Source organism: Thermococcus prieurii (assembly GCF_054657655.1).
In genome coordinates this window covers 576,076-602,307 of sequence record NZ_BAAHYH010000002.1, presented here as the reverse complement: position 1 = coordinate 602,307, position 26,232 = coordinate 576,076, and the positions used below count along the sequence as shown (strand labels likewise).

Here is a 26,232-nt window from a genome sequence, read left to right as displayed (position 1 = left end):
AGATGGCGAAGTGCCCGCTGTGCGGAAAGCCCCTCGACTGGGGGAAGCTGATTGAGCAGATGCTGAGCATTGAGAACGCCGAGGAGACGCTGAAGGACCGCGAAAAGTTTATCGAGGCCGTCGAGGGCTTTGCCTTCAAGTGCCCCCACTGCGGTGAGGAGTTCTACGGCAAGTATTTGCCGAGGGATGAAGCGGAGAAGGTCTTCGAGCTCCTCAACGAGTTCAAGGGCTCGATAGACTGGGAGAACAAGCGTGTCCGCCTCAGGCTGAACAGCCTCTTAGCTCTTGACAAGATGCTCGAGAACTGGGACAGGAAGATGAAAGGGTAACCCTTTTTAGGTTTTGGCACTATTTTAATCGTCCGGTGGTTTCTGTGGAATCGGTGAAGGAGAGGCTCAACGCCGGTGACTTCAAGGGCGCCCTTGAGCGGGCGAGGTCCTTAGACGACCCTCTGCAGAGGATTTTAGCGCTCAGCCTGGTCATGACAGAGTTCCCGCGCGAGGAGGTTCTCTCCGAGATGCTTGAGTCGGTTGAGAAGGTCACCGGCACCTACGAGAGGGCGATAGCGTATTCGCTCGTCGGCAGAGCTTTTTACATCCTCGACCGCGAGAAGGGTGGTTCCTTCTACTTCGAGCGGGCGGTGAGCCTTGCGAAGTCCCTTCCATCGCCGAGGCTCAGGGGCGAGGCTTTGGCGGGAATCGCGAGGAACCTCGTTTTGGCCGACAGGTACGGCGATGCCTACATACTCTTCAGCGAGGCCGTTGATGAAATCCAGCGCGCGAGGGGGTTAAGTTCAAGGGCCCTTGAAACGCTCCGCAGGGTCGCGAGGCTAATCGAGAAGAGCGCCGACGAGATTCCCAACGAGAAGGCCTTAGCATTTTACCGGCTCGCCCGCGACATCTACGACTCCCTCTTCTTCAAGCTCCAGGCCAAACACCTCTCAGACAAGATTGCGCTCATCGAAGACGTTCTCAAGCACGGCAGGGCCGTCGTCACCGAGCTGATAGAGAAGGGCGACGTCGAGAGGGCCATCGAGGTGATGCGCTTCCTCCCGCTGGAGGACAGGGCCGTCGAGATGCTCCACCTGAGCTACTGGCTCTTCCTCCATGAGAGACCCTACCTTGCGAGAAAGGTCTTCAACGACGCGCTCGATTTAATCCTCGTCGGCAAGTTCCAGCCGAGGGACGGCGAGATTCTCTCGATAGCCAGGAAGATGCTCAAAATCGGCCGTCTCGAGGAGCCCCTAATCCTGGCCGGCGTCATCAGGGACGTGGGGCTGTCATCGGAGCTCCTCGGCGAAGTTGCACTAGCCTACTCCCGGAAGAACCCGGCGAGGGCGCGCTCGATAGCCGAGGGGATAAGGGACGAAAGCGTTAAGAGACGGGTTTTGAATGCCCTCGAGGGTGGTGAAGATGTGGGACACGAGCAAGGACTACCGCTTACTGGTGGCGGAGAAGGCGATAGAGCTCTTCCTGAAGACGGTTGAAGGGGCGAAGTTCAAGGGTCACTGGGACAAGAAGAAGGCGATAAAGCTCGGCAAGGAGATGCTTCCGGAGATACAGGCGATGCGCTACAGCTACATAGAGCCGAACGAGCTAATCGAAACCCCCCAGATGAAGGCCCTGAAGGAGAAGGCCCTCGGAATAATCGAGGCCCTTGGTGGAGAGGACTGGCACCACAAGTTCATAAGCAACGCCTCAAAGGACGAGCGCGAGAAGGTTGAGGAGCAGGTTGCGAAGATTCGCTTCTTCCTGAACACGATACTCGGCCTCGACAAAAGGCTCGCCCTCGGCAAGATAAACGACCCGGTTATAGCTGTCGACATCAAGGTCGGCGAGGTGATGAGCGTCGCCAAGCACCCCAACGCCGACAGGCTTTTGGTTACGAACGTCAACATCGGCGACAGGGCGATAACGGTCGTCACCAACGACTTAACGGTTAAGGAAGGAAACCGCGTGGCGGTCGCGTTGCTCCCGCCGGCCAACTTCAGGGGGATAGTCAGCGAGGGCATGTTCCTTGGTGCTGGAGAGGGCGTTCTCAAGGACGTCAAGGGCGAAATCGGTGGCCTGCCCAAGGGCATTCCGCTGGAGGCCTTAAACGAGACGAGGAATCTCGTTGAGGCGTTTTTGAAGGGCTAAGCTTTTGGCTTTTTGTTCCGATGTATTCACTAGCTTACTCGATTACTCTTCTTTCTTTTGGATTATTCTTGTCGTAAAATCCAACTCTGAATAAATTCATACTCGAAAAAAAAGGAAGAAGCTTTACTAATAGTAAACGAAAAAGCTTATATATGCTAACATTTCCATAAGTGTAATGAAAACTCTCAGGAGGTGAACCACTTGAGGTGGAAACCTATGTTAACAGTCCTCTTGGGGCTGCTGATAGTTGAGATGATTGCAACATCGAGCTACAGCATCGCTACTGGTCTTCAATCCTCTCCCTCCACAAAGTTACCACCGTTAGAGCCCCCCAAAGAGCTATCCAAAGTCTTTACTGGAAAAAATGCCGTATCTCAAGCAAAGGCCTTCCTTGCTAGGAAGCATCTAACATTGATTATTAAATTCGACTCAATGAAAAACGTGACTTTCGTGGGAATAGCTCTTAGGCCAGTAGGTGATGATGCATATATACCCGCTTACTACATAGTTGAGGGAGCAAAGCCATCACAATATCAACTCCTAAGAAAGAAGTTTGAAACATTTGCTGAGGCTCATTTCAAGGCTGAAGTCTCTAACGTTAGAGTTAATTCTGCAATTGAGCCTAACGTGAACTGGAACTATGCCGGCTTAGTAGACTGGATAACATCAACGACATCTTTTCTTAACCAAAAAGGGGTTCTTGAGCTTAAAGGGTTTTACTACTATTATATCGTAGATTCAAACACAATTGAGTACTACGCAGTAACAAAAGTTCGCGGGGACGTATCATCGTCTTGGGTATCTCTTAAAGACCTTCGCCTGCATGTAAGCAGGGAGGAGACCTATGAGGCAATCGATGATTTCCTCCCAGATGGACACATCGGGCCAACTACAAGCTATTCGGAGTCAATATTAATTGGATTAAGTTCTGATAAAACTGCCCAGATAAGTGCCAGCGCTAGTTATACTGTAAATACTAACGACAAATATTACTTCAGGATGGACACCCATACGTTGAATCCAAACGAGTACGTTGACTTTCATGCATATGACTTTAAGAAAAACGTAAGATTTGCACCGGACCATCCAGCATGGGGTAAGTCTTTCTACTTTAAGACTGCCGTTACAATGCATGTTAACTCACCTGACAATGCCTGCTACTTTGGAGTTTTCAAATATGACGCAAGTGCGGAATTTTATTTCCAAGTGCCCGTAGGTTTAGTGCCAGTAATAACAAAATCACCAAACGACATAAAAATCTCTGTATATGTATATCCTCCACATACAGTGTTCCATAGTTAACATCTCTCTTTCCTTTCTATATTTTTTCTATCTTTGCTGAGCCGTTTTGAAGAGCTAACTTCTTGCTTTTGACTACTTTTTGAAGAAAAAGTTATAATCTTGAGTGACAATATCTTTTAGGTGGTGTTATGCCAAAGTATCGGGTTATTCTGGCCGTGCTCTTGATACTTTTCGTAATTGGAATGGCCTCTTTGGGCTGGAATTCAAACCCGATGAATACGAGCTCAGTGAACAACAGTGGGGAGAGGGACACTCACCGCCCGGCGTGTTCCCTCTTGAAATACGGTCATTATAGAGGAGAGCCGATTGGAGTTTTCAACGGCACGGCGGTTTATAGGTTAAGCGACGGATTCTCGATTGGTGTTGAGAACTCAACCTACCTAATCAACGCGAGCAGGGTTTTCTTCTTTGACTGGGGCTTCGTTGCCTTCAGAAACGAGAGCGAAGTTAACACTGTCCCCCTTGTAAAGTTCATCGTCGGCCAGTATGGCAAAACGAACGTGAGCACCGGCAACGTGACGGCAGAGGTGCCGGTCGTGGTTCTAAAGGCTTGCACCCACGATGGAAACCCCCTCTGGAACCTCACGCTTTCCGGCTACGCCTGGGCCTACGATGGTGGAAGATATGGCGTTAAATCAAACGGAACGGCCCTTCCTACCCTCCTTGTAGCGAATACGAGCGACTACCTCTACGTTCTCGTTTATCAAACCACACCGAGGTCTTATTCTGAATTTAGAAACTACGTGCACATCAACGACTACTTCTACGTTCTCGGCAAAAACGGGACGGTCAGGAAATTTGACCTTGGGCGGGGCTTCGTTCCCATCAGGAACACATTCCTTATCTCCAACGGTAGCTACGTGCTTATGGGCTTTGAAAGACCCCAACCCGATGGTTCTCCGATGTCCGGCTACGTCATGATTCTGAACGGGACCGAGGTCGTCTGGAGCAGACTCTTCCAGATGAACGACCCGAGCTGTCTTTGCTACGTCATTCCCGGCTGGGGCAGGATTAACGAAAACGGCTGTGCTGTATTTGGCCTCTACGACGGGGAGGGCAGATACTGCGACGGAAAGTTCATCTACGTGGCCAACACAACGGGGTGAATAAAATGAAGGTTGAAGACGCTATCACGGCCATTCTCTACGGTATCTTCCTCCTCTTCGCCGTTCCCTTCTTCCTCTACTGGAGCTCGGCCATCGTTGACACGCTCGGCGTCGACCGGCACCTTCCTTTGGAGGTCACGCCCATTCTCGTGGTTGCCATGGCGTCGTTGGCTTTCACCGGCGTCGCTCTGATACCCGGGATTGCGTTTAGAAGCCGGAAGGACCTTAAAAAGCCCGCCGTTGCGTTCTTCTCGGTGAGCTTTACTTTTTCCCTCTTCCTCCTCTGGCTCGGCTTTTTGAGCACAAAATAAAAATGACAAGAAAAGAAAAAGACCTTATTATTCCATGCCCATTCTCTTTCTCACTACCTCCAAAGCCCTCTCCGCGTCTTCCTTGAACTCTGGATAGCCGAGCTCCTCCATCGTCTCAGGCAAGGGAACGCCGAGCTCCTCGTGCCAGCCCCTAAGCCTGTAGAACTCTCTCCTCGCCTCAAGGAAGTCGTTGTAGTCAATGAAGGCCTTGTTGCCCTTGGCCGGTCCGTCCGGCTCCGGCTCCCACCAGCGCGGTGGAATCGTGTCGTCGAGCGGAGGCGTCACCCAGTCGAGGGCGTCGTGGATTCTGGCTATGCTCTCAACGGCCTGGGCAATTTTCCTGAGCCTCTCAACAGTCCACTCCTCGCCGGTCGCGAGCGAGTAGAACTTGGCAAGGTCCTCCATCTTGTAGGACACGAACTTGCACGTTCCGAGCATGTCGGTGATGTAACTCTCGTCCCTGCCCTCTATGAGCGAAGGCACGAGCTCCTTTGCCGGTCCCTGGTTCGGTAGCTGATGGGGTCTCGGCCAGCCCCTCAGGTGAGAGGCCCCGACGTCGGCGGTGGCGTAGCTGAGGGCGTAGGTCCTCCTTCCGCGCGGGTCCCAGGCTGGACTTTCCATGCCCTTTACGTGCACGGCGAACTCGCAACCTCTACCGAGCCTCTCGCAGGCCCTCTTCACGCCATCGGCAAGAATCGCCCCGATGCCCTTCCTCTCGGCCATCAGCTTGATGAGCCTCTCCTCGGCCTCCTCGTCACCGAAGCCCTTGACAGGGAACCCTATCTCCTCCTCGCTTATGAGGCCCCTCTCGACCAGCTCAAAGAACCAGCCTATCGTCGCTCCCGTCGCTATGCTGTCGAGGCCGAGGTTGTTGACGAGCCAGTTGAAGTAGGCAACTGCCGGGAAGTTGAAGACGCCCGTTGCCGCTCCAAGCATCGCGATACTCTCGTACTCGGGCTTGACGCGGATTTTCCTGCCCCTGTATTCGACCTCCACGTAGCGGGCACACTTAATCGGACAGCTCTTGCCGTGAACGAACCACTCCGGCTCGACCTCGTACTTCTTAACCTCGTCCCCGCTCAGCTTCTCCGCCAGCTCCTCCGGAATGTAGGGCCTTGAGAAGTTGTAGGCCGGGCTCATTCCGAGCGAGGCGGAGCTCCTAACTCCGTCGCTCGTCCCGTAGTTTCTCAGGTGTTCGTACTTCGGGTCTGTCGCGAAGTGCTCGTAGAACTCCTGCCAGAGCCTCTGAAACTCCTCCGGGTTGGCAACCTCCGGCTTTTCACCGGGCTCAACAACAACGGCTTTAACCTTCTTGCTTCCAAGAACTGCTCCAAGACCGCCCCTCCCACTCGCGCGCTCGGTGTCGTAAATCACGTTGGCAATCCTGCTGAGCCTCTCGCCGGCCGGGCCAATCATCGCCATGCTGGCCTTCGGGTGCTCCTTCCAGAGTTCTTTGGCCACCTCATAGTTGCCCCTGCCCCAGAGGTGCTTCGCATCCCTGATTTCCACCTCGCCGTCGTGGACGTAGAGGTAAACCGGCTCTTCGGCTTTCCCCTCGATGATTACCGCATCGAAGTGTCCCTTGAGCTTCGGCCCGAAGGCGTCTCCACCGCTGGAATCGCTTATCAGTCTCGTCTCGGGGCTCTTGCTCACCGCGATTACCTTGCTCGAACCCGGAATCAGGCCGGTTAATCCACCGGTGGCAAAGACGAACTTGTTGGCCGGGCTGAGCGGGTCGGTTCCCGGCGGAACCTCCCGGTAAATCAGGTAGTAACCGAGGCCCTTTCCGCCGACGAACTTCCTTATCACCTCGTCGGGCAGTTCCTCGTAGGTTACCTTTCCCTCGGTCAGGTTCACTCTCGCTATCCGGTTCTTGTATCCGTACATCAGACACACCTCCTGGCTTTCTCTCTATCCTCTTCACTCAACCTCCAGCCCATAGCGCCGGCATTCTCTTCCACGTGTTCCTTCCTGCTGGCCTTGGGAATTGCTATAACGTTCTCCTCCCAGATGAGGTAGTTGAGCGCGACCTGGGCCGATGTTTTTCCGTATTTTCTCCCAATCTCGGCTAAGCACGGGTTCCTCGCGAGGAAACCCTTCTCCAGCGGGGTGTAGGCTATGAGAGCTATCTTCTCCCTCTTCATGTAGTCGAGCAGACCGCTCGTTTCGGGCCAGCGGTCGCGGAGCGAATACTTCACCTCGTTGGCAACTATCTCGTACTTCCTCATTGCCTCTTGGGAGCGCTTGAGAAGCTCCAAATCGAAGTTGCTGACGCCGATGTAGCGGATGAGGCCTTCATCAACCAGCTCCTCAAGGGCGTGGAGAGTTTCTTCTATCTTTTTCCAGCTATCGCCGGGCCAGTGGAGAAGGTGCAGGTCGATGTAGGTGCCCAGTCTTTTCGCGCTCGCCCTTACCGCTCTCTTCGCCCTCTCGTAGCCGAAGTTCGTGGGCCAGACCTTGCTGATGATGAAGAGCTCGTCCCTGTCAACGCCCTTAATTGCCTCGCCTACGAGCTCCTCCGAGTGGCCGGCGCCATAGAACTCGGCGGTGTCTATGAGGTTTATGCCGAGTTTGAGGCCGTATCGGAGAACCTCAACGTTCTCCTCGTCCAGGGAGTAGTCGGGGCTCTCGTAGCCACCTATTCCCCAGGTGCCGAGGCCTATGGCGGTTACCCTGTCAGAGCCGATGACCTTAGGGTCTCGAAGGGCACCCACGCTATCACCTAATAAAATAGAAGCGTTTAACCCCTTTTAAGGTTTCCGTTTGAACGCTAAAATCTATGTCGCAAAGTTGTGGAATCAGACCTCTTCGAGCTTCTTCCTGACTTCCTCGGTGTTTCTCCTGGTTTCCTCAAGGGCGTTCTTAAGCTTCTCCAGCTCGACCTTAAACTCGTTCAGGGTCTTGTTCACTTGGTAGAACGCGAATATGAGCACGACGAGTATAATCAGACCGAGGATTATGCTTATCCATCCGCTTGGGGTCGACATATGCTCACCTCCCCAGGGCATTTTTCATCCCTCCAGAGTCCTTATCAACTCGTTGTCTATGACTACCTTGAAGGACTTGGCCCGGTAGTACTTTTTGGCCCTCGGGTCATCTGGCTCGAGACGAAGTTCGCTTTCAACTAATCCTGCCTTCTCAAGCTTTTTGAGGTGGAGATACAGGAGTTGCCTCGATATTCCAAGGGTTTTGGCGAGTTCGTAAACGTACCACTCCTTTTCGCAGAGTAGCTTGAGTATCTTAACCCTGACGGGATTTGAGAGTGCATCGCAGACCTTTGCCAGCTCCTCGACGCTCTGGACCATGGTCAACACCGCTGATTGGGCCTGAATGGAGTTAGGAAAAGAGGGATAAAAGCTTTCCGCTGGGAACTTGGCACTCATCAGGACCCTCTGAGTTCCGCAATAGCTTCCTCCAGCAGGGCCTTGAACTCCTCCCTGTCCAGGTCGTACTTGTACTCAATCTCAACGAGCTTCTCGTCGGGGGTTGCCTCTATTCCCTTCTCCTTTAGCTTCTTTACCAGCGCGTCCGCTGAGACGTTGAACTCGTCTGCCAGTTGTTTGACCGTGTAGTCTTTTATCATGGTGCCCGTGATGTAGACCGTTGAGTTCGTGGACTCCTCGTAGTAGGAGTCGTAAGTCGTATCGCTCTCCTCACTGCCAACGTAGGCCGAAAAGGCCTGGTATCCTCCCGCGAGGAGCAGGAGTGGTATTATCAGCCCCGCGATGGTCTTTACCTTAGAGCCCCTGAAGGCGGACTTCAACATGACCCACATGCTCTTGAAGCCGACGACCAGATGAACGGCTACGAGGCCAATCATCACGAAGCCAAGGTATGTGTGAACGTTGGTCAGCGTGTCCTTGTCCATTCCGAGGAACGTCCATCCTGTTGTGTGGGCAATCCTCCCACTTGGTGCCAGGTACAGGCCTATTCCCGTTATCGCTATCGCCACGAAGACTACCAGGAGGAGCAGGTCAACGACTCCCCTGAGGAGTGCGGAGGCCCTCATTGGACCACCTCCGGTGGGGTTGGGCGGAGCATCTTTTTCACCTCATCAACGCGTATATTATGAGCCCTATCACGATGAAGGGCAGGAGCAGGAAAGCCAGCTTGGCGAATATTATCAGCAGGGCGAAGGGGAGGAACAACCAGCCGAAGCCGAATCCCCTCCTCCCGTGCATTGGACCCATTACCGGGCCGAATCCCCTCGGCATTTTCACCACCAAATCACGATATCAAGGCTCGACGAAAAGAAATGAAAGGCTTCAGATGCCAAACCTTCCGAGGAATCCCCTCATCCACTTCCAGGCGTGGGCGAAGGCGTTGGTGATTGTGCTGGTTATGCCTCCGTCCTGGGCAGTGTTCATCTGACCACCCATGGTGCCGTGGCCGTGGCCCATTCCGCCCATACCGCCCATTCCGTGGGCCGGTGCGGAGCTCAGTATCTCGTCAACCTGCTCCTGCGGAAGCACCTGGGCGGTGTAGTTCACGCCCATCGCCTCGAGCTGGCCAACGAAGGCCCTGAGGTGGTTCTCACTGCCGGCCATGAGGTTGCTGTAAACGGTCTTGATGTCCTCGTTGTCGGTCTTGGCAATCCAGTCCTCAAGGTCCTTTATGTCGGTCTCCTCGATGAGGGCACCAACCTTGAGGGCATCCTCGGTGCTCTGGCTTCCCATCTGGACGAGCTGGTCGTAGAGGTTCTGGAGCTCCTCGTTCTGGAAGACTCCGACCTGGTTGAGCGTGTCCGGGGCGGTCAGGTTGTACTTCTCTATAAGGCTGAGCACCATGTCCATATGAGTCTGCTCGCTCTGGGCTATGTTGCTGAAGACGACGAGGCCGGTCTCGTTGTAGAGCGTCAGGTAAACGTCCCTGGCAAGCTTCTCCTCCTCAACCATATAGAGCAGGCCGTTAATCTCGTCCTCGCTCAGGGGTGCGTAGTAAGTGGTTAGCGTGCTGTTAAGCATGGGCGCCGTCTGGGTGCTCCGGCTCGCGTAGGGATTGGGTCCCGGCTGACCGCGCCACGCCGCGACTCCTCCCAAGGTCATTCCTATTAACAGGGCAATCAGCCCCAATCCAAACCACATCTTTCTCATGTTCTCAACCTCCTCCATGTGTAACTTTAATGTTACATATGCATGGATGGTTTATAAAGTTTGCGGTTCTTGAGGACGATAACTCGGGAGTCTAAAATGGCACCATCGAAAGGGAAGGAGAATACTCCGTCCGGGAAAATCCGGCCAGAAAATCCGGTGGGAACTCGTCGCGGTTTAAATAAGAGAAATTTGGAGAAAAGGGTCAGGCTCCGAACTTCTCGGAGCGGTTCATGAGGTCCATCATCATGGGCACTATGTCGTGGCCCCTTATCCTGCCGAGCCCGCCACGCATGCACTCGCGCTCGCCGAAGCTCTCGGTGTAGTCCGGCCTGACGCCACCGCCGGCTATGAGAACCGGAACGGGGTCCCCGCTGTGGTTCATGACCTCACAGGGCGTGCTGTGGTCGCCGGTTATCGCTATAACCACGTCCTCAAGGTCAACGTGCTCGATGATGTATCCTATCATCCTGTCGGCCTTCTCAATCATCTCCGCTTTGAGCTTCGGGTTGTTGTCGTGGCCGGCAGCATCGGTCGGCTTGAAGTGGAGGAACACGAAGTCGTACTCCTTGAGCAGTTCGACGGTCTTCTTTGCTTTAGCCATCTCGTCGGTGTTGTACTCGCCGGTTGCCCCCTCTGGAGTGTAGACGTCGAAGCCTATCGCCCTGGCGACGCCCTTGACGAGCGAGACCGCTATGACGGCTCCGGCCTTGACCTTCCACTGCTCGGTGAACTTCATCGGAATGTTCGGGTAGGTTCCGGCTCCCCTTATCAGGAGGTAATTGGCCGGTGGCTTTCCTTCCTTCCTGCGCCTCTCGTTGATTGGGTGCTTCTCAAGAACCTCGTGGGCCTGCCTGACGAACTCCTCAAGGATTTCTGCAACTTTTTTGCTCTCCTCGTCTTCCCAGGTGAACCTGTGGGGGGGCTTTCCGGCCTCGTGGGGGTCGTTCTCGCCGACGCGGTAGCCCCTGGCCATGCCTTTGAGGACCAGAACGGCCCTGTGACCGGTGGCCCCAACGAAGATGAAGTCAACCGGGAGCTTTACCTTCTCCTGAATGGCCTTCGCGAGCTCGTGGGCTTCCTCGGTGCTTATCCTCCCGGCCCTCCTGTCAACGATTATCCCGTTCTCGATTGTTGCGAAGTTAACCCTAAAGGCCAAATCGTCCTCATCCAAATCCAACCCGACGCCGAGGGCCTCAAGGAAGCCCCTTCCGCGGTAGACCTTGTAGGGGTCGTAGCCGAAGATGCTCAAATGGGCCGTGTCGCTACCAGCGGGCTGGCCGGGCTTTATCGGGTCCTGCTGGCCGAGGATTCCGAGTTTCGCAAGCTTGTCCATGTTTGGAGTCTTTGCGTACTCTAAGGGGGTCTTTCCTCCAAACTCTTTAATCGGTCTGTCGCCGAGACCGTCGAGGATTATGAGAAGTCCCTTCCTCTTCTTCATACCTATCACCGGGAGTGATTAGTCGGGCCGGTTAATAAGTTTGTTGGGCAATCTTTTAAACGGCTCCTGGGAAGGTGTTCCTGGGGGAGAAGAATGCTTGAATTCGTGACGTGGACGCTGGCGATAGTCATCGGAATAGCGATTCTCGTGCTTGCAGGGGACAAGCTGTCTGATAAGATAATCGAGGTCGCGAGGAAGGCTGGGATATCGCCCCTCGTCATAAGCATCGTTTTGGTTAGCCTCTCAACGACCCTTCCAGAGATGACCACGAGCGCCCTCGCGAGCTACCAGGGCGTCAACGGAATAGCCCTTGGAAACGCCCTTGGGAGCATATTCGCCAACATCGCCCTAATCCTCGGCCTCGCCTCGATGATTAGGCCCCTAAAAGCCGGCAAATCGGCCTACGAGAACTCCCTCGTCATGCTCGCTTCACTCGTCTTCCTAATCCTCCTTTCAATCGATGGCACCCTCAGCAGGCTCGACGGACTTCTGCTCCTCTTTGCCTACGCGGTCTACCTCCGCTGGCTCCTCAAGAAGCACGCGAGGAGCGAGGTCGACTGGGAGCCGAGCGGGAACGTTACTGCCCTCGACTACGTTCTCCTAATCGTCCTCGGCCTCTTCCTCGTCGGCGGTGCCGAGGCTGTAGTCTTCGGTGGCAAGAACATCGCCCAGGCCCTTGGAATCTCGGACTTCGTGATAGGAGCGACAGTCGTTGCAATCGGAACGTCTCTCCCCGAGATGACCAACGCCCTCTACGGGGCCCTGCGTGAACGCGGAAGCATAAGCGTCGGCAACATAATCGGGGCCAACATAATGAACGCCCTCGTGGTCCTTGGAATAGCCTCCATCATAAGGCCCATCCAGACCGGGGCTTCCGTGCTGACAATCCTCCTCGTGCTCTTCGCCATGATTCCGATGATAGTTTCGCTGAAGAGAACCGGCGGAATAGACAGGCGCGTCGGGGCGTACTTCCTCGTCCTCTACGTCGTCTACCTCGTCCTGATTTTCTCGGGCGTGGAGCTGTGAGGTGTAAGGTTTTTAAGTCCTCTCCCTTTCTTCCTTCGGTGGTGAGAATGAAGGTCCTGTGGGCACCGTGGAGAATCGAGTACATACGCTCACCCAAGCACGATGGCTGTATCTTCTGCGACTTCCCGAAGGAGAACCGGGACAGGGAGAGGCTAATCCTCTACCGCGGAAAGCACGCCTTCGTCATAATGAACAACTACCCCTACAACCCCGGCCACGTGATGGTCGCCCCTTATCGGCACGTCGCCAACTGGGAGGAGCTGACCGACGAGGAGCTACTTGAAATTATGAAGCTCACCCAGCTCATGATTAGGGCGATAAAGAGGGCCATGAACCCGGACGGCTTCAACCTCGGCGTGAACCTCGGCAGGGTTGCCGGTGCGGGGATAGACAGCCACGTTCACCTCCACATAGTCCCGCGCTGGAACGGCGACACGAACTTCATGCCGGTAATAGCGGACACCAAGGTCATCCCCGAGTCACTTGAGGAAGCCTACGACGAGCTCAAGAAGGCAATAGAGGAAGTCGAGAGGGAAGTTTGAGCTTCCATATGGATTCTCTTTCTTCTGGCAAGCTTTTTATAGTCCTTCGTCCCCTCATTTCTCGAAAACCCCTTGGTGGTGTCTGAGTTGGAGCGGAAAAGCCTTCCCTCCAGGAAGCCCCCCGTAAAGAGGGGTGAGCGCTACAAGGTTCGGATTGAAGCCCTCGGGAAGGGCGGAGACGGCATCGCCCGGATTAAGGGCTTCGTGATTTTTGTGCCGAACACCGAGGTTGGAGAAGAGGTTCAGATTGAGATAAAAAGTGTGAAGGAACGCTTTGCCTTCGGGGAGGTCGTTGGCTGACCTCCCTCATATCTTCCTTGCCCTAATCTTGAACTTCTTGTCGAGGGGAAGGCCCTCGAAGGGCTCGCTTCCGAGCTCTATGACCGGTATCTCGGCCTCGATTACGGATTCCTTCATACCGTGCCTGACCCGTAGCTCCCTCAGTTTGCCGTCCTGAACCTTGACCGCGAGGTACGTTCCGTCCTCTGCCTCGCCCTCCAAGATGAAGTCCTTACCGAGTTCCATCGCGATTCTTTTGACGAGTGCTGGAGCCGTTTCGGGACCTATGTGTTCGACTTCACCTTCACTTCCCCGGAATCTTACCACCGGACACGCCATGGATGAGCAGAACTCCTTTATTGCCTCCGCTATGCCCTTTGCGAAGTTTTCGAGAGGTTTCCCCATGAAAGCCTCCCCAAAGCCCGCCCAGCTTGCCGTGACCTTGAGCTTTCGCCCCTCCATCTTGAACGTGACCGTCAGGATTCCCTTGTCCCCCCTGAATGTGTATATTGCTTCATCTCTACCCATGCCCACGTCGAGCTCGAACTCGTAGCCGAAGTTGAAGATGAACCGGGGGACTTTGAACCTGACCCGACCGTTCTGGAAGCTCTCGAAGTACGGGAAGAACGGCAGCGTTTTCTCGGGCTCACTGAGTATGACCTGGAGTGTCTCCCACCCGTACGGCAGTTCAACTTCAAAGCTCTTTGACTTCACGTTTGTCCACCCCTTTTTAAATACGAAGAAAAGACAGTTGAGGGATTTTTAAATCCTGCGGAATATCACTCACGATTCGCAACCTTTGCCCACCTTTCCTTTGTCCTCTTCCAGCAGCCGGGTGGCATCAGCTCGCCCTCTGGACAGTAGCCAAGCTGAATCCTGAATAACTACCCTCTTTTTATTTCCTCAGATAGTTGTGGAGGAACTGCAGATTTCTGAATGTGTATTCTTACCATAAAAAGTTTTTAACTTTAGGTTGTTATTTAGAAAAAGTTATAAATTTAATTACATCATGATATAATGCCCACTACTATGGTGGGCATATCAATTGAGTCGAGGTGGTAGGAATGGTAAGGAAGGCAGAGATTAAGGGATTGCCTTCCCCATCTGCCGCAGGGAATGGAAACTGTGGAAATGGGTGTTGTGAGAACGGCATGAGTGTTTTCTGACAACTGTTTTTTCTAATTTTTTTCTACAATTGGAGGTGTGTAAAATGAAAGAAATAGCTCCTGGTGTGTATGAAATAGCACAAAAACATGGTAAACATTTGGTTTTCCACATGGAGACACATTCCTTTTGGTGGATAGATGACCTCGAAAATGAAATTAACCTGTTGTTTCAAAGTATTTTAGGATACAAAAGAGACAGTGAGGGCAGTCTAGAACTTGATTTCAGAGATCCAGAAAAAATCAGTACCCTTGGAAAGTTGACGTTGATTACTGCTAATTCTTGCAACTTAGCTTGCAGATATTGCTATGCTGGTGAAGGGGATTATAGTTTTGAACCTAAAATCATGGATCCGCACACTGCTATAAATATTATAAAAAAAGCAATAGCTACCTTTGGAGAAATCCCCTGGATACAGTTTTTTGGAGGTGAGCCCCTATTGGGTTATACCGCCATAAAAGCCGTGGTGGAAACATTCAAAGATATGGACTATACAATAAATACCAATGGCATTCTAATAAACGACAGAATTAGCAAATTCTTGAAAAAAAACATGAGAGAAATATACATATCTCTCGATGGTCCTAAAAATATTAACGATATAAATAGAGTCTTTAAAAATGGACGGGGATCTTTTAGGTATGTTGAAAAGAGCTTAAAAAAGCTACAGAATGCACCGGGGGATGCAAAAATAATTGCAGAAGCAACTTACACTAAAGAACACTTAAAAGCTAAGATTTCCATGGTAGATATATACAAGTATTTAACAGAAGAATTGGGATTTGATGATGCATACATAACCTGGGCAATGTATCCTCCCACGAGGGCGTTCACTAGAAAAGAGTGGGAGTCGATCTTAGATCAGCATATCGAGTTGATTAAATACATAATGTCCAGAAATCCCGAGTCTTTACTCTATAGAGAAGTTGCTGGGATTCTGCATCCAATTAAAAAAATTTACCCATGTACTGCCGGACTCTCCACTATTACTATCATGCCTACCGGAGATGTTTACCCATGTTATTTGTTAATAGACCAGAAATTCTGGATGGGAAACGTTCTGTCGAAGCAATTTCCAGGACCAGAGTTTTTCAAAGTAAGAGACCTAATAGAGACATTAACTAACAAAATAACACATCCGAAATGTAGCAATTGTATACTAAAGTATGCCTGTGTTGATTGCATTGGAAAAAGACTGCACCAAATGGGAGACGTTTATCTAGTTAATCCCCGAGAATGTCAGTTCAAGAAAAAAGTGTTCACTAATATGGCAAGGGAGGTACTGGAATGAGCGTGCTCAGGCACTCGTTCTCCAGATACTGGGAGCTGTCAAGAAGCCTGAGGAAGAGGCAGGCAGTTATCATTCTCGTGAATTTAGTTGTTTCTTACCTTAACATTCGCTTTGCCCTGATGCTAAGGGATGCCATAAACAGCCCTAGTGCGGGTAGGATTCTCACACTGGGGGTTTTTCTCGTTTTGATAAACGTCCTGAGCTTCGTGGTTACATATCTCCTTGATGTATCGAAGAGGGCAATGCAGGTGGAGATAATCGGCCGAATTTACAGGAAAATCCTGCACGCAAAGGAGGATGCCTTCAGGACAAAAAGCCCCGGCGAATACCTCACCGACCTGATTTCAAACGTTGTTTATGTCAGCTCCCTGTCCGCTGCCTTGATACCAGCTTTGATGGTGAACGCGGTAAGCTTCGGGGCTTATCTCATAGCCCTCTTCCTCCTTAGCCCGCGGCTCTCCCTCGTGTTGCTGCCGTTTTTGATAATAACAGTCCTTCTATTCAAAAAGCAGGTTGGGGAACTCGCTAAAGTGTCTGCCAAAGAGAGGAGCAGATTCTCAATGCTGGTTGAAAGGATAAGGACAAAACTTGAAGGCAGGAAAACCATCAAAAACACAAACGCTTTAAACGGTGCTATCAGTAAGCTGAACGAAGAGTGCAATGGATGGTACGACTCAGTTAAGAGCTTGGTGCTCGCATCATTGAAATACCGGTACCTGTACAACACCCTCTACCGGCTCGTGCCTCTAATCAGCATTCTGGTTGGACTCCTCTGGAAGGTGGATACCGGAACTTTGGTGGCGTTTTATATGATGGCGGGCGAGGTCATAGAGCCATTGGTTGTCATTTTAAGCGATCTCAGCCACGTCCCCCAATCTTACCCCGCGCTGAAGAGGATTGACGAGGCGCTCAACATGGAGGAGGAGAGCTTTGGGGACAAGACGCTCACGAAGGTTGAGTCGATAGAGCTGAAAAACGTCTCATACAGCGGGATACTGGAGAATGTAAACCTGAGGATATCCCACAGGGACAGCATCGGTATCATCGGGGAGAGCGGAAGCGGTAAAACAACCCTCGCCAACATAATAGCCTGTTATTATCGCCCCGAGAAAGGGGAAGTCCTGATAAACAGTATGCCGGCCTTTGAGTTCAGGAATCCCCGAGAGAAGATAATTCTTGTGGAGACCAACGAGTTCGTATTCCCGGGAACCGTCAGGGAGAACATAACCCTCTGGGAAAAATTTGACGAAGGAGACCTGAGGGATGTGATGGAGGTAGCAAAAGTAGACCTGCCTCCCGATGAGAAAATCGGACCAGGACACAGGGAAGTTTCCCTTGGCGAACGCCAGAGGATAGCACTGGCCCGGGCCTTAATCCGCAGGCCTGATGTGCTGATACTCGATGAGGCCCTTTCAGGAGTTGATCCCGACGTGGAAGCTGAGATAATTGAGAAAATAAAGGCCAGGGGGATAACTTTGATCACCATATCCCACAGGCCCTCCACCACTAAGCTCGTGGACAGGATAGTGCTGGTTGAAAAGAGAACCGTGAAGGAACTTTAAGTTGGAGCTCTATCCGGTTTCCATGGTTCATTGCTCGCCCTCCAAAGCTGGAAGCTGATTATATTCCGGCTATTCTCCTCCACTTCTCTTTCGTCCTCTTCCAGCAACCCGGGGGCATGAGTTCCCTCTCCGGGCAGTAGCCGAGCTGAATGCAGCGCGGCCCGAGCTTTGCCCACCTTATAATCGGTCTGAGCTCGTCGTTCTTAGCAATCTCCTCCAGCATCTTCCAGGCCACTTCGCGAATCTCCCACTGTGCCCTCTCGCAGAGCCTGAGGCCAAAGAAGTGCTTCAGCTCGCGCAGGTTCATCGTTACCACTATCTTCGTCCGCACTGCCTGGGGGAGAATGAAGCGCGCGTCCTCCTGATGAATTCCGGCTTTGTAGCTCTCCTCGTAGAGCTCGATGGCCTCGCGCATCAGATTTTTCCACTTTTCGTAGAGCTCAGGCCTTTCCCTCACGCTTTCGGGAATCACGAAGGTATCCTCAACGTCTTCCGGGTTTAATTTTATGTAGCGCTGTGACTGCTGGGTGTAGCTCGCTATTCTGTGGCGGACAAGTTGATGGCTACAAACGCGGGAACAGCCCTCCACCGAGAACGTCAGGACCGCGTGTTCAAGTATTGACTCGTGGCCGTAGCCGAGAACCCTCGGGAGGTGCATCTCGACGTCCGTTTTGGTGATTCGCTCAAAGGCCTCACTCTCCCATTCATCCCAGTAGCTTATGAGCGCCGACCATGTGACGGTTTCAAGAGGCTTTTTCGTATAATTGACGAGCCTGACCCTGATTCCACTCATGCCGAGAATCACCAACGGGCAAAGGCGCTCAACCTTATTAGGTTTGCTTTGACGCAGGGGAGTTAAAGTGATGGTTTCTTTAGTGCTTCTTCATGTCCAGTTTTGGTCTACGTTTGGAAAGTGAGAGGCGAGGTGACTTCAAATAATTTCAGGAAAACCGATGTTTTTCCGACGAAAGGGTTATTAAATTCAGGGAACAGCCTTAAACGGTGATGCACATGGTGGTTAGCCTTGCCGGAAGGGATGTTCTCTGCCTCCAGGACTTCACGAGGGAGGAAATTGAAACGGTTCTCAAGACCGCCGAGATGATGAAGATTTGGAACAAGATTGGAAAGCCCCACCGCGTTCTTGAGGGCAAGACCCTTGGAATGATTTTCCAGAAACCCTCGACTAGAACCCGCGTCAGCTTTGAGGTCGGTATCTACCAGCTTGGAGGTCTGGGACTCTACTTCAGCGCCAACGACCTCCAGCTCAGGCGTGGTGAAACCATAGCCGACACCGCGCGCGTTCTCAGCAGGTACGTTGATGGAATCGTCGCTAGGGTCTACGCCCATAAGGACGTTGAGGACCTCGCCAAGTACGCGAGTGTTCCGGTGATAAACGCACTCAGCGACTTCAGCCACCCGTGCCAGGCCCTGGCGGACTACCAGACCATCCTCGAGAAGAAGGGCCGCATAGCCGGCCTCAAGGTCGTCTACGTCGGTGATGGAAACAACGTTGCCCACTCACTCATGATAGCGGGAACCAAGCTCGGCGCTCACGTCGTCGTTGCAACCCCCGAGGGCTACGAACCCGACGAGAGGGTCATAAAGTGGGCCGAGGAGAACGCGGCTGAGAGCGGTGGAAGCTTTGAGTTGCTCCACGACCCGGTTCAGGCCGTCAAGGACGCGGACGTCATCTACACCGATGTCTGGGCGTCGATGGGTCAGGAAGCCGAGGCAGAAGAGAGGAGAAAGATATTCAGACCGTTCCAGGTCAACAAGGAGCTCGTCAAGCACGCCAAGCCGGACTTCATCTTCATGCACTGCCTCCCGGCCCACAGGGGAGAGGAGGTTACCGACGACGTTATAGACGGCCCGAACAGCGTCGTCTGGGACGAGGCCGAGAACAGGCTCCATGCCCAAAAGGCCCTGATGGCCCTCATCATGGGCGGGATAAAGGTCTGACGCCTTTTCCCCTCTTTTCTATCTAACGGTTTTTGCCAGTTGTGAAAGCAGTCTTTTATAAACCGTGCAATTTATGAACGTGGTCTTTCACAAAAGGTGCAGTTTGTGAAAGTAGGGTTTCATAAAACGAAGGATTTTAAACTCTCCGCTTAACCTTTCATCATGATCGAAAAGTTGTTTTCCCTTGGCTACTCCAAGACCTTCGCGGAGCGCTATTACGAGCTGTGGGGCGAGAGGGCATTAAGCATAGCCGAGGCGATGGAAAGGCCCCTACCGAGGTGCTTCCGTGTAAATACCCTCCGCATCGAAGTGCCGAAGCTCACCAAGCTCCTCAACAAGAAGGGCTTCCAGTTTAAGAGAGTTCCCTGGGCAAGGGAGGGCTTCTGCCTCACGCGCGAGCCCTTCTCAATTACATCCACGCCCGAGTACCTGAGCGGTCTCCTCTACATCCAGGAGGCCAGCTCGATGTACCCGCCGGTTGCCCTCGAACCAAAGCCCGGTGAAACCGTTGCGGACATGGCTTCCGCCCCTGGCGGAAAGACGAGTTACCTGGCCCAGCTGATGGAGAACGAGGGCATTATCTACGCTTTCGACGTCGGTGAGGACAGATTGAAAGAAACAAGGCTCAATCTCTCGCGCCTCGGCGTCACCAACACTGTTCTCTTCCACCGCTCGTCGCTCTACATAGACGAGCTCGGCGTTGAGTTCGATAAAATCCTCCTCGATGCCCCCTGTACCGGCTCGGGAACGATACACAAGAACCCCGAGAGGAAAGCTAACCGCACGATGGAGGATGTTAAATTCTGCCAGAACCTCCAGATGAAGATGCTTGAGAAGGCCTTGAGCGTCCTCAGAACGGGCGGAATCCTGGTTTACTCCACCTGCTCGCTTGAACCGGAGGAGAACGAGTTCGTAATCCAGTGGGTTCTTGATAACTTCGACGTTGAACTGCTCCCCCTCCGCTACGGCGAGCCGGCCTTAACGAGGCCCTTCGGAATCGAGCTGAGCGAGGAAATAAAGAAGGCGAGGCGCTTTTATCCTGACAAACACGGGACGAGCGGCTTCTTCGTCGCGAAGCTCAGGAAGCTTTAGCCGTCTCTTCTTCCCCTATCGGTTTCTCCAAGGAGCTTCTCCTCTATCTTGTGGAGCTTTTCCCTGACATCGTCGCTTAGCATCTTCTCAAGTTCGGCCCTTGCTTTCTCGGCCAGCTCGAACTTTGAATTGAACTTTCCGAGCTTCACCCAATCTATCTTCTTGTCCTCGACGAAAACGTCTATGTCACAGAGCCTCTTGTAGCCTTTGTACTCCAGTCCCTTCAGCAGGAACTTCACGCGAAGCGGGTCCTCCCACGTTAGAAGCTTGAGCTTGTAGACCGGAACGCGCATAAACGGTCTTGGATAGTCCCAGTCCCAGCCCTCGCCGACGATGAAGCCGAGGTCAAGGTCCTCTATGACAAGCATGAGTCTCTCGATGTTCTCGTCGTAGCGTCTCTCGGTGTCGTAGAGCTTTATCGTTATCTCGTTCCACTCGGGGAGGAGCTTGAAGAGCAACAGCGGCGTATCAATCAGCAGTTCCCGGTAAACGCTCAAGAAGTCCTTCTTCACGAGGACCGCTCCTTCAACGTCTTCCGGCCCTATCGGTGAGCTCAGCTTTTTCCTCGTGACCGAAATCACAGTGTCACAGGCCTCGCCGAGGTTCAGGGCGTCGAGCTGGCTCATTACCTCTCCGTTGAACTCCTCTGCGAGCAACTTCAGGGCCTCGTCAACCTTCTCCGGGACGCGGAGGAGTATTATCGTGCTCTCAATCTCGACCCTCTCAACCGGCAGGTCGCTGTTCACTATCTCCGCGAGAACGACCTTCGCCCCCCTCCTTATGAGAAAGCCCGTGTCCGGTGGTACCGTCTTGGTTTCCTCCGGCGGTGTCACGAGCAATATTGTTTCGAACTCACTGCTGTCCCTTATCGCCCGCTCCGTGGGAATCTCCTCAACGCCGAAAAGCTCTCGAATTCCCGATTTCAGCCTCTCAACGTCCCCCCTCAGGAACACGATTGAAGGACCAAAGCGCATGAGTCTCATCACAACCCCCTCCTGAGCTTGTAACCCCGGGCCGTGTCTGTGCCCACGGGATAGTCAACTTTCACGACCCTCCCGCTCGGCAGGAAGATGAAGTTGACGCCGAGAACCGCGTTCAAACCCTTTGGAATGACCTTGAAGTTGTGGCCGTAGAGCTTGAAGTCGGCATCTTTATCGGCAACGTCCTGCCAGCAGTGGCCGAGGGCGAAGGTTCTCCCGCCAATCTCGACGACGCTTCCCGGCTCAACCAGGCTCTCCCCAAAGAACCGTCTTAGGAGCTCAGGGTCGTCCTCGTTGCCCGGAACGATGTAAAGCTTAGCGCCTGAACCCTTGAGAACCCGCGCGAGCTTTCGCAGACCTGCCTCATATGCCGGCTTCAGGTCAGGTCTCCGCTCGAGCTTGACGTTGTCCACCAGGTCCCCTGTGTGGATTATCACCTCCGGCTCCTGCTCGTCTATGAGCTCCTCAATGAAGCGGTAGACGCTCTCCGGCGTGTCACCTATGTGCATGACGAGAGTCCCCTCTGAGTTTCCCCTGAGCTTTCTAAGCTTTCTCCTCCTCAGGAAGCCGAGCATCGGAAGCACTGTACGTTGATTGGTGCTTGGTGTATATACGGTTTCCGTCCCGCGAAGGTTATTAAAGGTTCCTGAGTAAAGCGAGTCGGTGTCCAAAATGAAGGTTCTTGTCCTCGGCGCCGGAAACGTTGGTAGAGCTATAGCGTGGGACCTTAGAGATGAGTTTGACGTCCACGTTGCTGACCTCTGCGAGGAGAGGCTGAAGACCGTCTCCGAGTTCGCCACACCGCTCAAGCTCGATGCCTCCCGCTTCGACAAGCTCGTCGAGGCGATGAAAGGGTTCGAGCTTGTTATTGGCGCACTCCCCGGTCGCTTCGGCTATTCATCAATCAAAGCCGCGATAAAGGCCGGCGTTGACATGGTGGACGTCTCCTTTATGCCTGAAAACCCCCTTGAACTCCGCGAGGAAGCTGAAAACGCCCAGGTTACGGTGATATTCGATGCGGGCTTCGCCCCAGGACTGAGCCACATCCTCATGGGCAGAATCTGGAACGAGCTCGACGACATGAGCGAGGGCTACATCTACGTTGGTGGCCTTCCAAAGGAGCCGAAGCCACCGCTTTATTACAGAATTACATGGTCACCTAAGGATTTAATTGAAGAGTACACCCGGCCGGCGAGGGTGATAAGGGACGGCGAGGTTAAAGAGATAGACCCGCTCTCTGAAGTTAAGACCGTTGAAATAGAGGGCTTTACCTTCGAGGCCTTCCCGAGCGATGGTTTGAGGAGCCTGCTTGAGAGCGTAAGGGTCGAGAGGCTTGAGGAGTGGACGCTCCGCTGGCCGGGGCACCTTGAGAAGATGAGGGTTTTGAGGGAGCTGGGGTTCTTCAAGCCTGAGCACATCGACAAGACGCTTGAAGTTATAACCCCGCGGATGACCTACGATAGCAGGGACTTCTCGATTATGAAGGTCACCGGAACCGAGCCTGGAAGAACGATAAGCTACACCCTCTACGATGAGGAGCGAGAATTCACCTCGATGGCGCGCGTGACCGGTTACACTGCTTCCGCCATAGCGAGGCTCGTGGCAGAGGGGAGTTGCATCTTCGGCGTTATCCCGCCCGAGATTCTTGGCATGCGCATAGACACCTTCGAAAGAATCATCGCCGACCTTGAGGAGAGGGGAATAAGACCGAGGAGGGAGGAGAATGCTCCACCTGGTGATAGCTGATTCCGAGCTTGAGCTCGTGCCAAAATCGATAGTGGAGCATCCAGCCGTTGTGAACTACGCGAAGAGAAGGGGCAAAAAGCCGGAAGAGGTAATCCTTGAGGGCAGTTACCACCACTCGGCGCTCAGGAAGCTTGACGACGGCGAGAGAAGGGGAAGGCCGGACATAGTGCACATCTGCCTCCTCAACGCCTTAGAGAGCATAGCCAACAAGGAGGGGAAGCTCAGGGTTTACGTCCACACGAGGAACAACGAGGTGATATACATAAAGTCAGAGACAAGACTTCCACGGAACTACAACCGCTTCTTGGGCTTGATGGAGAGCCTCTTCAAGAACGGGGTCGTTCCAAAGGATTTAACTTTACTCCGCATCGAGGAGAAGACGCTAGGTGAGCTCGTGGAAGAAATTGGCCCCGACGAGGTCTTCGTTATGCACGAGGAAGGGGAGCTGATGAAGCCGAGGGACTTCGGCAAGGTTTTAGCGGGACTGGAGAACCCGCTCGTCATCGTTGGCGGCTTCCCGCACGGGGACTTTAGGAGTAAGGTCGAGGGAAAAAAGGTAAGTCTCTACCGCGAGCCCCTGATGGCGTGGACGATTGTAAACGAGATATTGGTAAATTTCGAGGCCAATCTACTCCTTTGAATTCCATTTCCGTTATTGAACGTCTAGCATGCCACAATGTTTTTATATAATCCTTACATTTCGCCCTTGAGAATCATAGAATAGGGGTGTTTGCAATGAGGAAGGTAAACATAATGATGGCCCTGCTCATTACGGGCTACATCCTCGGTGTGTGGAGTTTTTTAGTGGTTCCAAAGTACTACATGGTCTTTGGTCTCAAGGGCTTCCTGATTTCGCTGGTTCCAGCTGTCGTTGCCCTGTTCCTGGCATACAACGAAGCCCAGAGCACCAAAAAGACGAGATATCTTATATATGAGCTGTTCTTCAAGGTTGCGAGGACCCCCGCGGTGATATTCACCCTGCTGATGTTCCTGCTTGTAATCCTTGGTGTTACGGCCTATGCCTCTGGCTGGGGTCTCGTATACCTGCTCGGTGGTAACACCACGTACACCGTCCCCCTTGCAATCCTGACGATTCTCCTCGCGGCACTCCTCCTCATGCTGGCCAAAGGCAAAACCCTTGAATTCATATCTGGAATCTCCGTTCTGATGATTATCTTCACGATTATCTCAGCGTTCCTTATCAGGAGCAAAGCCCTCAGCGTCGTTACTTCCCAGCAGGCAACCTACTACATGAATCAGGCGGTCTCCAGTATAACCTCTCTCCACCAGCCCCTCTCGTTTGAGGGCGTGATACTGCTCCTCGCTTCGGTCATAGTGGCGTTCGGTCTCGGCGCTGGAGTTTACTACGTCCTCGGTAGCTTTGCTCCGGAGGACCTCGATTTCAGGCGTGTCCTCCTCGGTGTGTTCATCCTCCAGATAATCCTCAGCTTTGCGGCCGCCTACACCATGGCGTACTCCCTCGGCCCCGCTTTCCAGGCCTTCGAAAAGAGCGTCCACAACCCAAACATGAATGTTGAGCAGAGCTTTAAGCTCTACTCCCAGTTCAGGGCTCTTCAGGCGTACGCGACGAACAGCACCGCACCGCTTCCCCAGTCGGTTAGGGTGTTCTACTTCATCCCACAGGTTCTCAAGGGCAACGTTCCGGGGGCAAGTACAATCACGTTCCTCCTGATACTCTCCTTCTACTTCGCGGGTCTCACCACTATAATCGTCCTCCTTGAGATGGGCACCCAGATGCTCTCAGAAGTCATGCAGCTCGGAAGGACGAAGGGACTCGCCGGCGTTTCCATCGTTGGCATGATTGTCGCGATAGTCATGGAGCTCGGTTCGGCTAAGACGATGTTCTTCACGGTCCCGTTCAGCGTCGGTGCAATAATAGCCATAGCTGAGGCATACCCGGTCCTCAAGTCAGACCTTACCTCCAAGAAGAGCCTCCTGTCGCTTTCCCTGGCCTTTTTGGCGTTCGTTGGTATATTCTCCCTTTACTACGCCTTCAGGAGCTCAAGCGACGCCGTTAAGCTTGGTGCGGTACTCGGTCTCGTCCTGCTGGTACCCCTCTTGATGAACGGGGTGCTCTTAAAGAGCCGTCGCTGAGCTTTTTCAAAAATTTTTTAAACGCCTTTTCTAACTCCTCCCAGAACGCTTATGGGAGGTATGAAAAATGGGAGACAAGACCAAGGTTCAGGTCAGCAAGCTCAAGCCCGGAAGGTACATAATTATCGACGGCGAGCCCTGCAGAATCGTGAACGTGACCGTTTCTTCCCCAGGAAAGCACGGCTCCGCCAAGGCCAGGATTGAGGCCGTTGGAATCTTCGATAGAAAGGTCAGGAGCATCGTTAAGCCGACCAGCGCGGAAGTTGACGTCCCGATTATCGACAAGCGCGTCGGTCAGGTCATAGCCATAACCCCGGACACCGTCCAGATTATGGACATGGAGACCTACGAGCTCTACGACGTCCCAATCGAGACCGGCGTCGAGGACGAGGTCAAGGACCAGCTCAAGGAAGGAATCACCGTCGAGTACTGGGAGACCCTCGGCAGGATTCAGATTAAGAAGGTCAGGGGCGAGTGAGCCCCTTCCACACAACCTTTTAAAGGCCTCTTCTCGATAAACTTAGGGTGTTGCCATGGTAAACTTCAGCGAGCTTGTTCTCCGCAAGTTCAGAAACATAGCGGGCTCTCGCTACGAGGAGATACTCAAGGCGTATCAGGAGTTCTTCCTAACCGAGGAGGAGCTTCAGATTCCGGTGGTAACATCGATTCTTCTCATCCTGGACAGGTTCTCGGGCAGGGTTCCAAACGAGGTTTTTGATGTCCTCTCCGCCTACCCTGGTGCAAGGGTTGACGTGGTCTACCTTATAGACGAGGGGTTGTTCGCGTTAATCCACGACACCCTCGGCGAAAATGAGGCAGAGGAGTTCCGCAGAAAGGAGGAAGCCCTTGGGAGGGAGATGATAACCCTGGCGGAGAGGGCTCTGAGCGAACTTGGCCTCGACTACTCGGTTGAGATAACGTTCGCCGACAAGGTTGAGTTCGTTGAAAGGGAGAGCGAGGAAAGGGATTTGCTGGTTCTCTCAAGGCACTTTGGCTCCGAGAGTGTGAAGACCCACAAGGTCAGCCCAGTTGTTTTCAGAATCGTCCAGGGAATTAAGAAGCCCGTAATCGTTTACTGAGGTGGTATC

30 protein-coding genes and 2 pseudogenes are annotated in these 26,232 nt (G+C 53.1%); 18 read left to right on the top strand and 14 right to left on the bottom strand.

The features are described from left to right. Nucleotides 1-2 precede the first annotated feature (2 nt). The 6 genes from ACYQ04_RS06490 to ACYQ04_RS06465 all read left to right on the top strand — a co-directional run bounded on the left by ACYQ04_RS06490 (nt 3) and on the right by ACYQ04_RS06465 (nt 4,857). Nucleotides 3-329 carry a hypothetical protein gene (locus ACYQ04_RS06490; RefSeq protein ID WP_460129999.1) on the top strand — a complete coding sequence of 109 codons (327 nt, stop codon included), beginning with the start codon at nt 3-5 and terminating at the stop codon, nt 327-329. 35 nt (nt 330-364) lie between these two features. Further along, the gene (locus ACYQ04_RS06485; RefSeq protein ID WP_460128230.1) at nt 365-1,486 is read left to right on the top strand and encodes a tetratricopeptide repeat protein; all 1,122 of its coding nucleotides are present in this window, start codon (nt 365-367) and stop codon (nt 1,484-1,486) included. Continuing rightward, nucleotides 1,413-2,138 carry a tRNA-binding protein gene (locus tag ACYQ04_RS06480; protein ID WP_042689100.1) on the top strand — a complete coding sequence of 242 codons (726 nt, stop codon included), beginning with the start codon at nt 1,413-1,415 and terminating at the stop codon, nt 2,136-2,138. Before ACYQ04_RS06485 ends, ACYQ04_RS06480 begins: the two co-directional genes overlap by 74 nt. A 216-nt stretch (nt 2,139-2,354) precedes the next feature. Beyond that, on the top strand, nt 2,355-3,440 hold the full coding sequence (locus ACYQ04_RS06475; protein WP_460128227.1) for a hypothetical protein: 1,086 nt from the start codon (nt 2,355-2,357) through the stop codon (nt 3,438-3,440). A 128-nt stretch (nt 3,441-3,568) separates the two neighbouring features. Next, nucleotides 3,569-4,546: a hypothetical protein gene (locus tag ACYQ04_RS06470; RefSeq protein WP_460128224.1), complete on the top strand. Its 978-nt coding sequence runs from the start codon at nt 3,569-3,571 to the stop codon at nt 4,544-4,546. Between the two features lie 5 nt (nt 4,547-4,551). Further along, nucleotides 4,552-4,857 carry a hypothetical protein gene (locus ACYQ04_RS06465; RefSeq protein ID WP_460128222.1) on the top strand — a complete coding sequence of 102 codons (306 nt, stop codon included), beginning with the start codon at nt 4,552-4,554 and terminating at the stop codon, nt 4,855-4,857. Between the two features lie 27 nt (nt 4,858-4,884). Here ACYQ04_RS06465 and ACYQ04_RS06460 read toward each other — a convergent pair whose 3' ends face one another. From ACYQ04_RS06460 to ACYQ04_RS06420, 9 genes and pseudogenes are all read right to left on the bottom strand, one after another. Beyond that, complete coding sequence (locus ACYQ04_RS06460; protein ID WP_460128218.1) at nt 4,885-6,744, bottom strand: aldehyde ferredoxin oxidoreductase family protein; 1,860 nt, start codon at nt 6,742-6,744, stop codon at nt 4,885-4,887. Continuing rightward, on the bottom strand, nt 6,744-7,571 hold the full coding sequence (locus ACYQ04_RS06455) for an aldo/keto reductase (RefSeq protein WP_460128214.1): 828 nt from the start codon (nt 7,569-7,571) through the stop codon (nt 6,744-6,746). Before ACYQ04_RS06455 ends, ACYQ04_RS06460 begins: the two co-directional genes overlap by 1 nt. An 84-nt stretch (nt 7,572-7,655) precedes the next feature. Then, the gene (locus ACYQ04_RS06450; protein ID WP_042689110.1) at nt 7,656-7,844 is read right to left on the bottom strand and encodes a hypothetical protein; all 189 of its coding nucleotides are present in this window, start codon (nt 7,842-7,844) and stop codon (nt 7,656-7,658) included. 24 nt (nt 7,845-7,868) lie between these two features. Then, nucleotides 7,869-8,162: an ArsR/SmtB family transcription factor gene (locus ACYQ04_RS06445; protein ID WP_460129997.1), complete on the bottom strand. Its 294-nt coding sequence runs from the start codon at nt 8,160-8,162 to the stop codon at nt 7,869-7,871. A gap of 77 nt (nt 8,163-8,239) precedes the next feature. Then, the gene (locus tag ACYQ04_RS06440; protein WP_460129995.1) at nt 8,240-8,440 is read right to left on the bottom strand and encodes a translation initiation factor IF-2 N-terminal domain-containing protein; all 201 of its coding nucleotides are present in this window, start codon (nt 8,438-8,440) and stop codon (nt 8,240-8,242) included. Between the two features lie 192 nt (nt 8,441-8,632). Then, nucleotides 8,633-8,881: pseudogene (locus ACYQ04_RS06435) on the bottom strand (DUF4405 domain-containing protein); the annotation flags it as partial. 22 nt (nt 8,882-8,903) lie between these two features. After that, complete coding sequence (locus ACYQ04_RS06430) at nt 8,904-9,077, bottom strand: hypothetical protein (protein WP_167913541.1); 174 nt, start codon at nt 9,075-9,077, stop codon at nt 8,904-8,906. A gap of 45 nt (nt 9,078-9,122) precedes the next feature. Next, on the bottom strand, nt 9,123-9,950 hold the full coding sequence (locus tag ACYQ04_RS06425; RefSeq protein WP_460128210.1) for a DUF2202 domain-containing protein: 828 nt from the start codon (nt 9,948-9,950) through the stop codon (nt 9,123-9,125). A 202-nt stretch (nt 9,951-10,152) separates the two neighbouring features. Then, nucleotides 10,153-11,388, bottom strand: coding sequence for a 2,3-bisphosphoglycerate-independent phosphoglycerate mutase (locus tag ACYQ04_RS06420; RefSeq protein ID WP_460129992.1), 1,236 nt, complete (start codon nt 11,386-11,388; stop codon nt 10,153-10,155). Nucleotides 11,389-11,481: 93 nt separating this feature from the next. Here ACYQ04_RS06420 and ACYQ04_RS06415 point away from each other — a divergent pair, with 93 nt between their 5' ends. The 3 genes from ACYQ04_RS06415 (at nt 11,482) to ACYQ04_RS06405 (ending at nt 13,256) form a co-directional block, all read left to right on the top strand. Beyond that, the gene (locus ACYQ04_RS06415) at nt 11,482-12,414 is read left to right on the top strand and encodes a sodium:calcium antiporter (protein WP_460128207.1); all 933 of its coding nucleotides are present in this window, start codon (nt 11,482-11,484) and stop codon (nt 12,412-12,414) included. 47 nt (nt 12,415-12,461) lie between these two features. After that, nucleotides 12,462-12,956 (top strand): HIT family protein, encoded by a 495-nt coding sequence (locus ACYQ04_RS06410; RefSeq protein WP_460129990.1) that lies wholly within the window; start codon nt 12,462-12,464, stop codon nt 12,954-12,956. A 75-nt stretch (nt 12,957-13,031) separates the two neighbouring features. Further along, nucleotides 13,032-13,256: a TRAM domain-containing RNA chaperone gene (locus ACYQ04_RS06405; RefSeq protein WP_460128205.1), complete on the top strand. Its 225-nt coding sequence runs from the start codon at nt 13,032-13,034 to the stop codon at nt 13,254-13,256. Between the two features lie 6 nt (nt 13,257-13,262). Here ACYQ04_RS06405 and ACYQ04_RS06400 read toward each other — a convergent pair whose 3' ends face one another. Together ACYQ04_RS06400 and ACYQ04_RS06395 are read right to left on the bottom strand one after the other, a co-directional pair. Beyond that, nucleotides 13,263-13,949, bottom strand: a complete 687-nt coding sequence (locus tag ACYQ04_RS06400; RefSeq protein WP_460128202.1) for an STK_08120 family protein — start codon at nt 13,947-13,949, stop codon at nt 13,263-13,265. A 65-nt stretch (nt 13,950-14,014) separates the two neighbouring features. Next, a pseudogene (locus tag ACYQ04_RS06395) lies at nt 14,015-14,110 on the bottom strand (FAD-dependent thymidylate synthase); the annotation flags it as partial. Between the two features lie 335 nt (nt 14,111-14,445). Here ACYQ04_RS06395 and ACYQ04_RS06390 point away from each other — a divergent pair. After that, on the top strand, nt 14,446-15,690 hold the full coding sequence (locus ACYQ04_RS06390; RefSeq protein ID WP_460128199.1) for a radical SAM protein: 1,245 nt from the start codon (nt 14,446-14,448) through the stop codon (nt 15,688-15,690). Continuing rightward, a complete protein-coding gene (locus ACYQ04_RS06385) occupies nt 15,687-17,252 on the top strand; it encodes an ABC transporter ATP-binding protein (RefSeq protein ID WP_460128196.1) in 1,566 nt (521 codons plus the stop codon). The genes ACYQ04_RS06390 and ACYQ04_RS06385 overlap by 4 nt, the downstream gene beginning before the upstream one ends. Nucleotides 17,253-17,310: 58 nt before the next feature. Here the strand turns inward: ACYQ04_RS06385 and thyX are convergent, their stop codons facing one another. After that, on the bottom strand, nt 17,311-18,045 hold the full coding sequence (gene thyX / locus ACYQ04_RS06380; protein ID WP_460129988.1) for an FAD-dependent thymidylate synthase: 735 nt from the start codon (nt 18,043-18,045) through the stop codon (nt 17,311-17,313). 218 nt (nt 18,046-18,263) lie between these two features. Between thyX and argF the strand changes: the two genes are divergently transcribed. Continuing rightward, nucleotides 18,264-19,211 carry an ornithine carbamoyltransferase gene (gene argF / locus ACYQ04_RS06375; RefSeq protein WP_460129986.1) on the top strand — a complete coding sequence of 316 codons (948 nt, stop codon included), beginning with the start codon at nt 18,264-18,266 and terminating at the stop codon, nt 19,209-19,211. A gap of 162 nt (nt 19,212-19,373) precedes the next feature. After that, nucleotides 19,374-20,303 (top strand): NOL1/NOP2/sun family putative RNA methylase, encoded by a 930-nt coding sequence (locus ACYQ04_RS06370; RefSeq protein WP_460128194.1) that lies wholly within the window; start codon nt 19,374-19,376, stop codon nt 20,301-20,303. Here the strand turns inward: ACYQ04_RS06370 and ACYQ04_RS06365 are convergent. Next, a complete protein-coding gene (locus ACYQ04_RS06365; RefSeq protein ID WP_460128188.1) occupies nt 20,300-21,286 on the bottom strand; it encodes a hypothetical protein in 987 nt (328 codons plus the stop codon). The two genes, ACYQ04_RS06370 and ACYQ04_RS06365, sit on opposite strands and share 4 nt — an antisense overlap. Continuing rightward, entirely contained in the window at nt 21,286-21,858 is a 573-nt protein-coding gene (locus tag ACYQ04_RS06360; protein WP_460129984.1) for a metallophosphoesterase, read from the bottom strand. Before ACYQ04_RS06360 ends, ACYQ04_RS06365 begins: the two co-directional genes overlap by 1 nt. Before the next feature lie 97 nt (nt 21,859-21,955). Between ACYQ04_RS06360 and ACYQ04_RS06355 the strand changes: the two genes are divergently transcribed. The 5 genes from ACYQ04_RS06355 to ACYQ04_RS06335 all read left to right on the top strand — a co-directional run bounded on the left by ACYQ04_RS06355 (nt 21,956) and on the right by ACYQ04_RS06335 (nt 26,223). Continuing rightward, nucleotides 21,956-23,029 carry a saccharopine dehydrogenase family protein gene (locus tag ACYQ04_RS06355; protein WP_460129982.1) on the top strand — a complete coding sequence of 358 codons (1,074 nt, stop codon included), beginning with the start codon at nt 21,956-21,958 and terminating at the stop codon, nt 23,027-23,029. Further along, nucleotides 23,007-23,669, top strand: coding sequence for a 16S rRNA methyltransferase (locus tag ACYQ04_RS06350; protein ID WP_460128184.1), 663 nt, complete (start codon nt 23,007-23,009; stop codon nt 23,667-23,669). Before ACYQ04_RS06355 ends, ACYQ04_RS06350 begins: the two co-directional genes overlap by 23 nt. Nucleotides 23,670-23,764: 95 nt before the next feature. Next, nucleotides 23,765-25,144, top strand: coding sequence for a sodium-dependent transporter (locus ACYQ04_RS06345; protein WP_460128179.1), 1,380 nt, complete (start codon nt 23,765-23,767; stop codon nt 25,142-25,144). Nucleotides 25,145-25,211: 67 nt separating this feature from the next. Then, entirely contained in the window at nt 25,212-25,622 is a 411-nt protein-coding gene (locus tag ACYQ04_RS06340; RefSeq protein WP_099210243.1) for a translation initiation factor IF-5A, read from the top strand. A 55-nt stretch (nt 25,623-25,677) separates the two neighbouring features. Next, complete coding sequence (locus ACYQ04_RS06335) at nt 25,678-26,223, top strand: adenine nucleotide alpha hydrolase family protein (RefSeq protein WP_460128174.1); 546 nt, start codon at nt 25,678-25,680, stop codon at nt 26,221-26,223. The last annotated feature ends 9 nt before the right edge of the window (nt 26,224-26,232 follow it).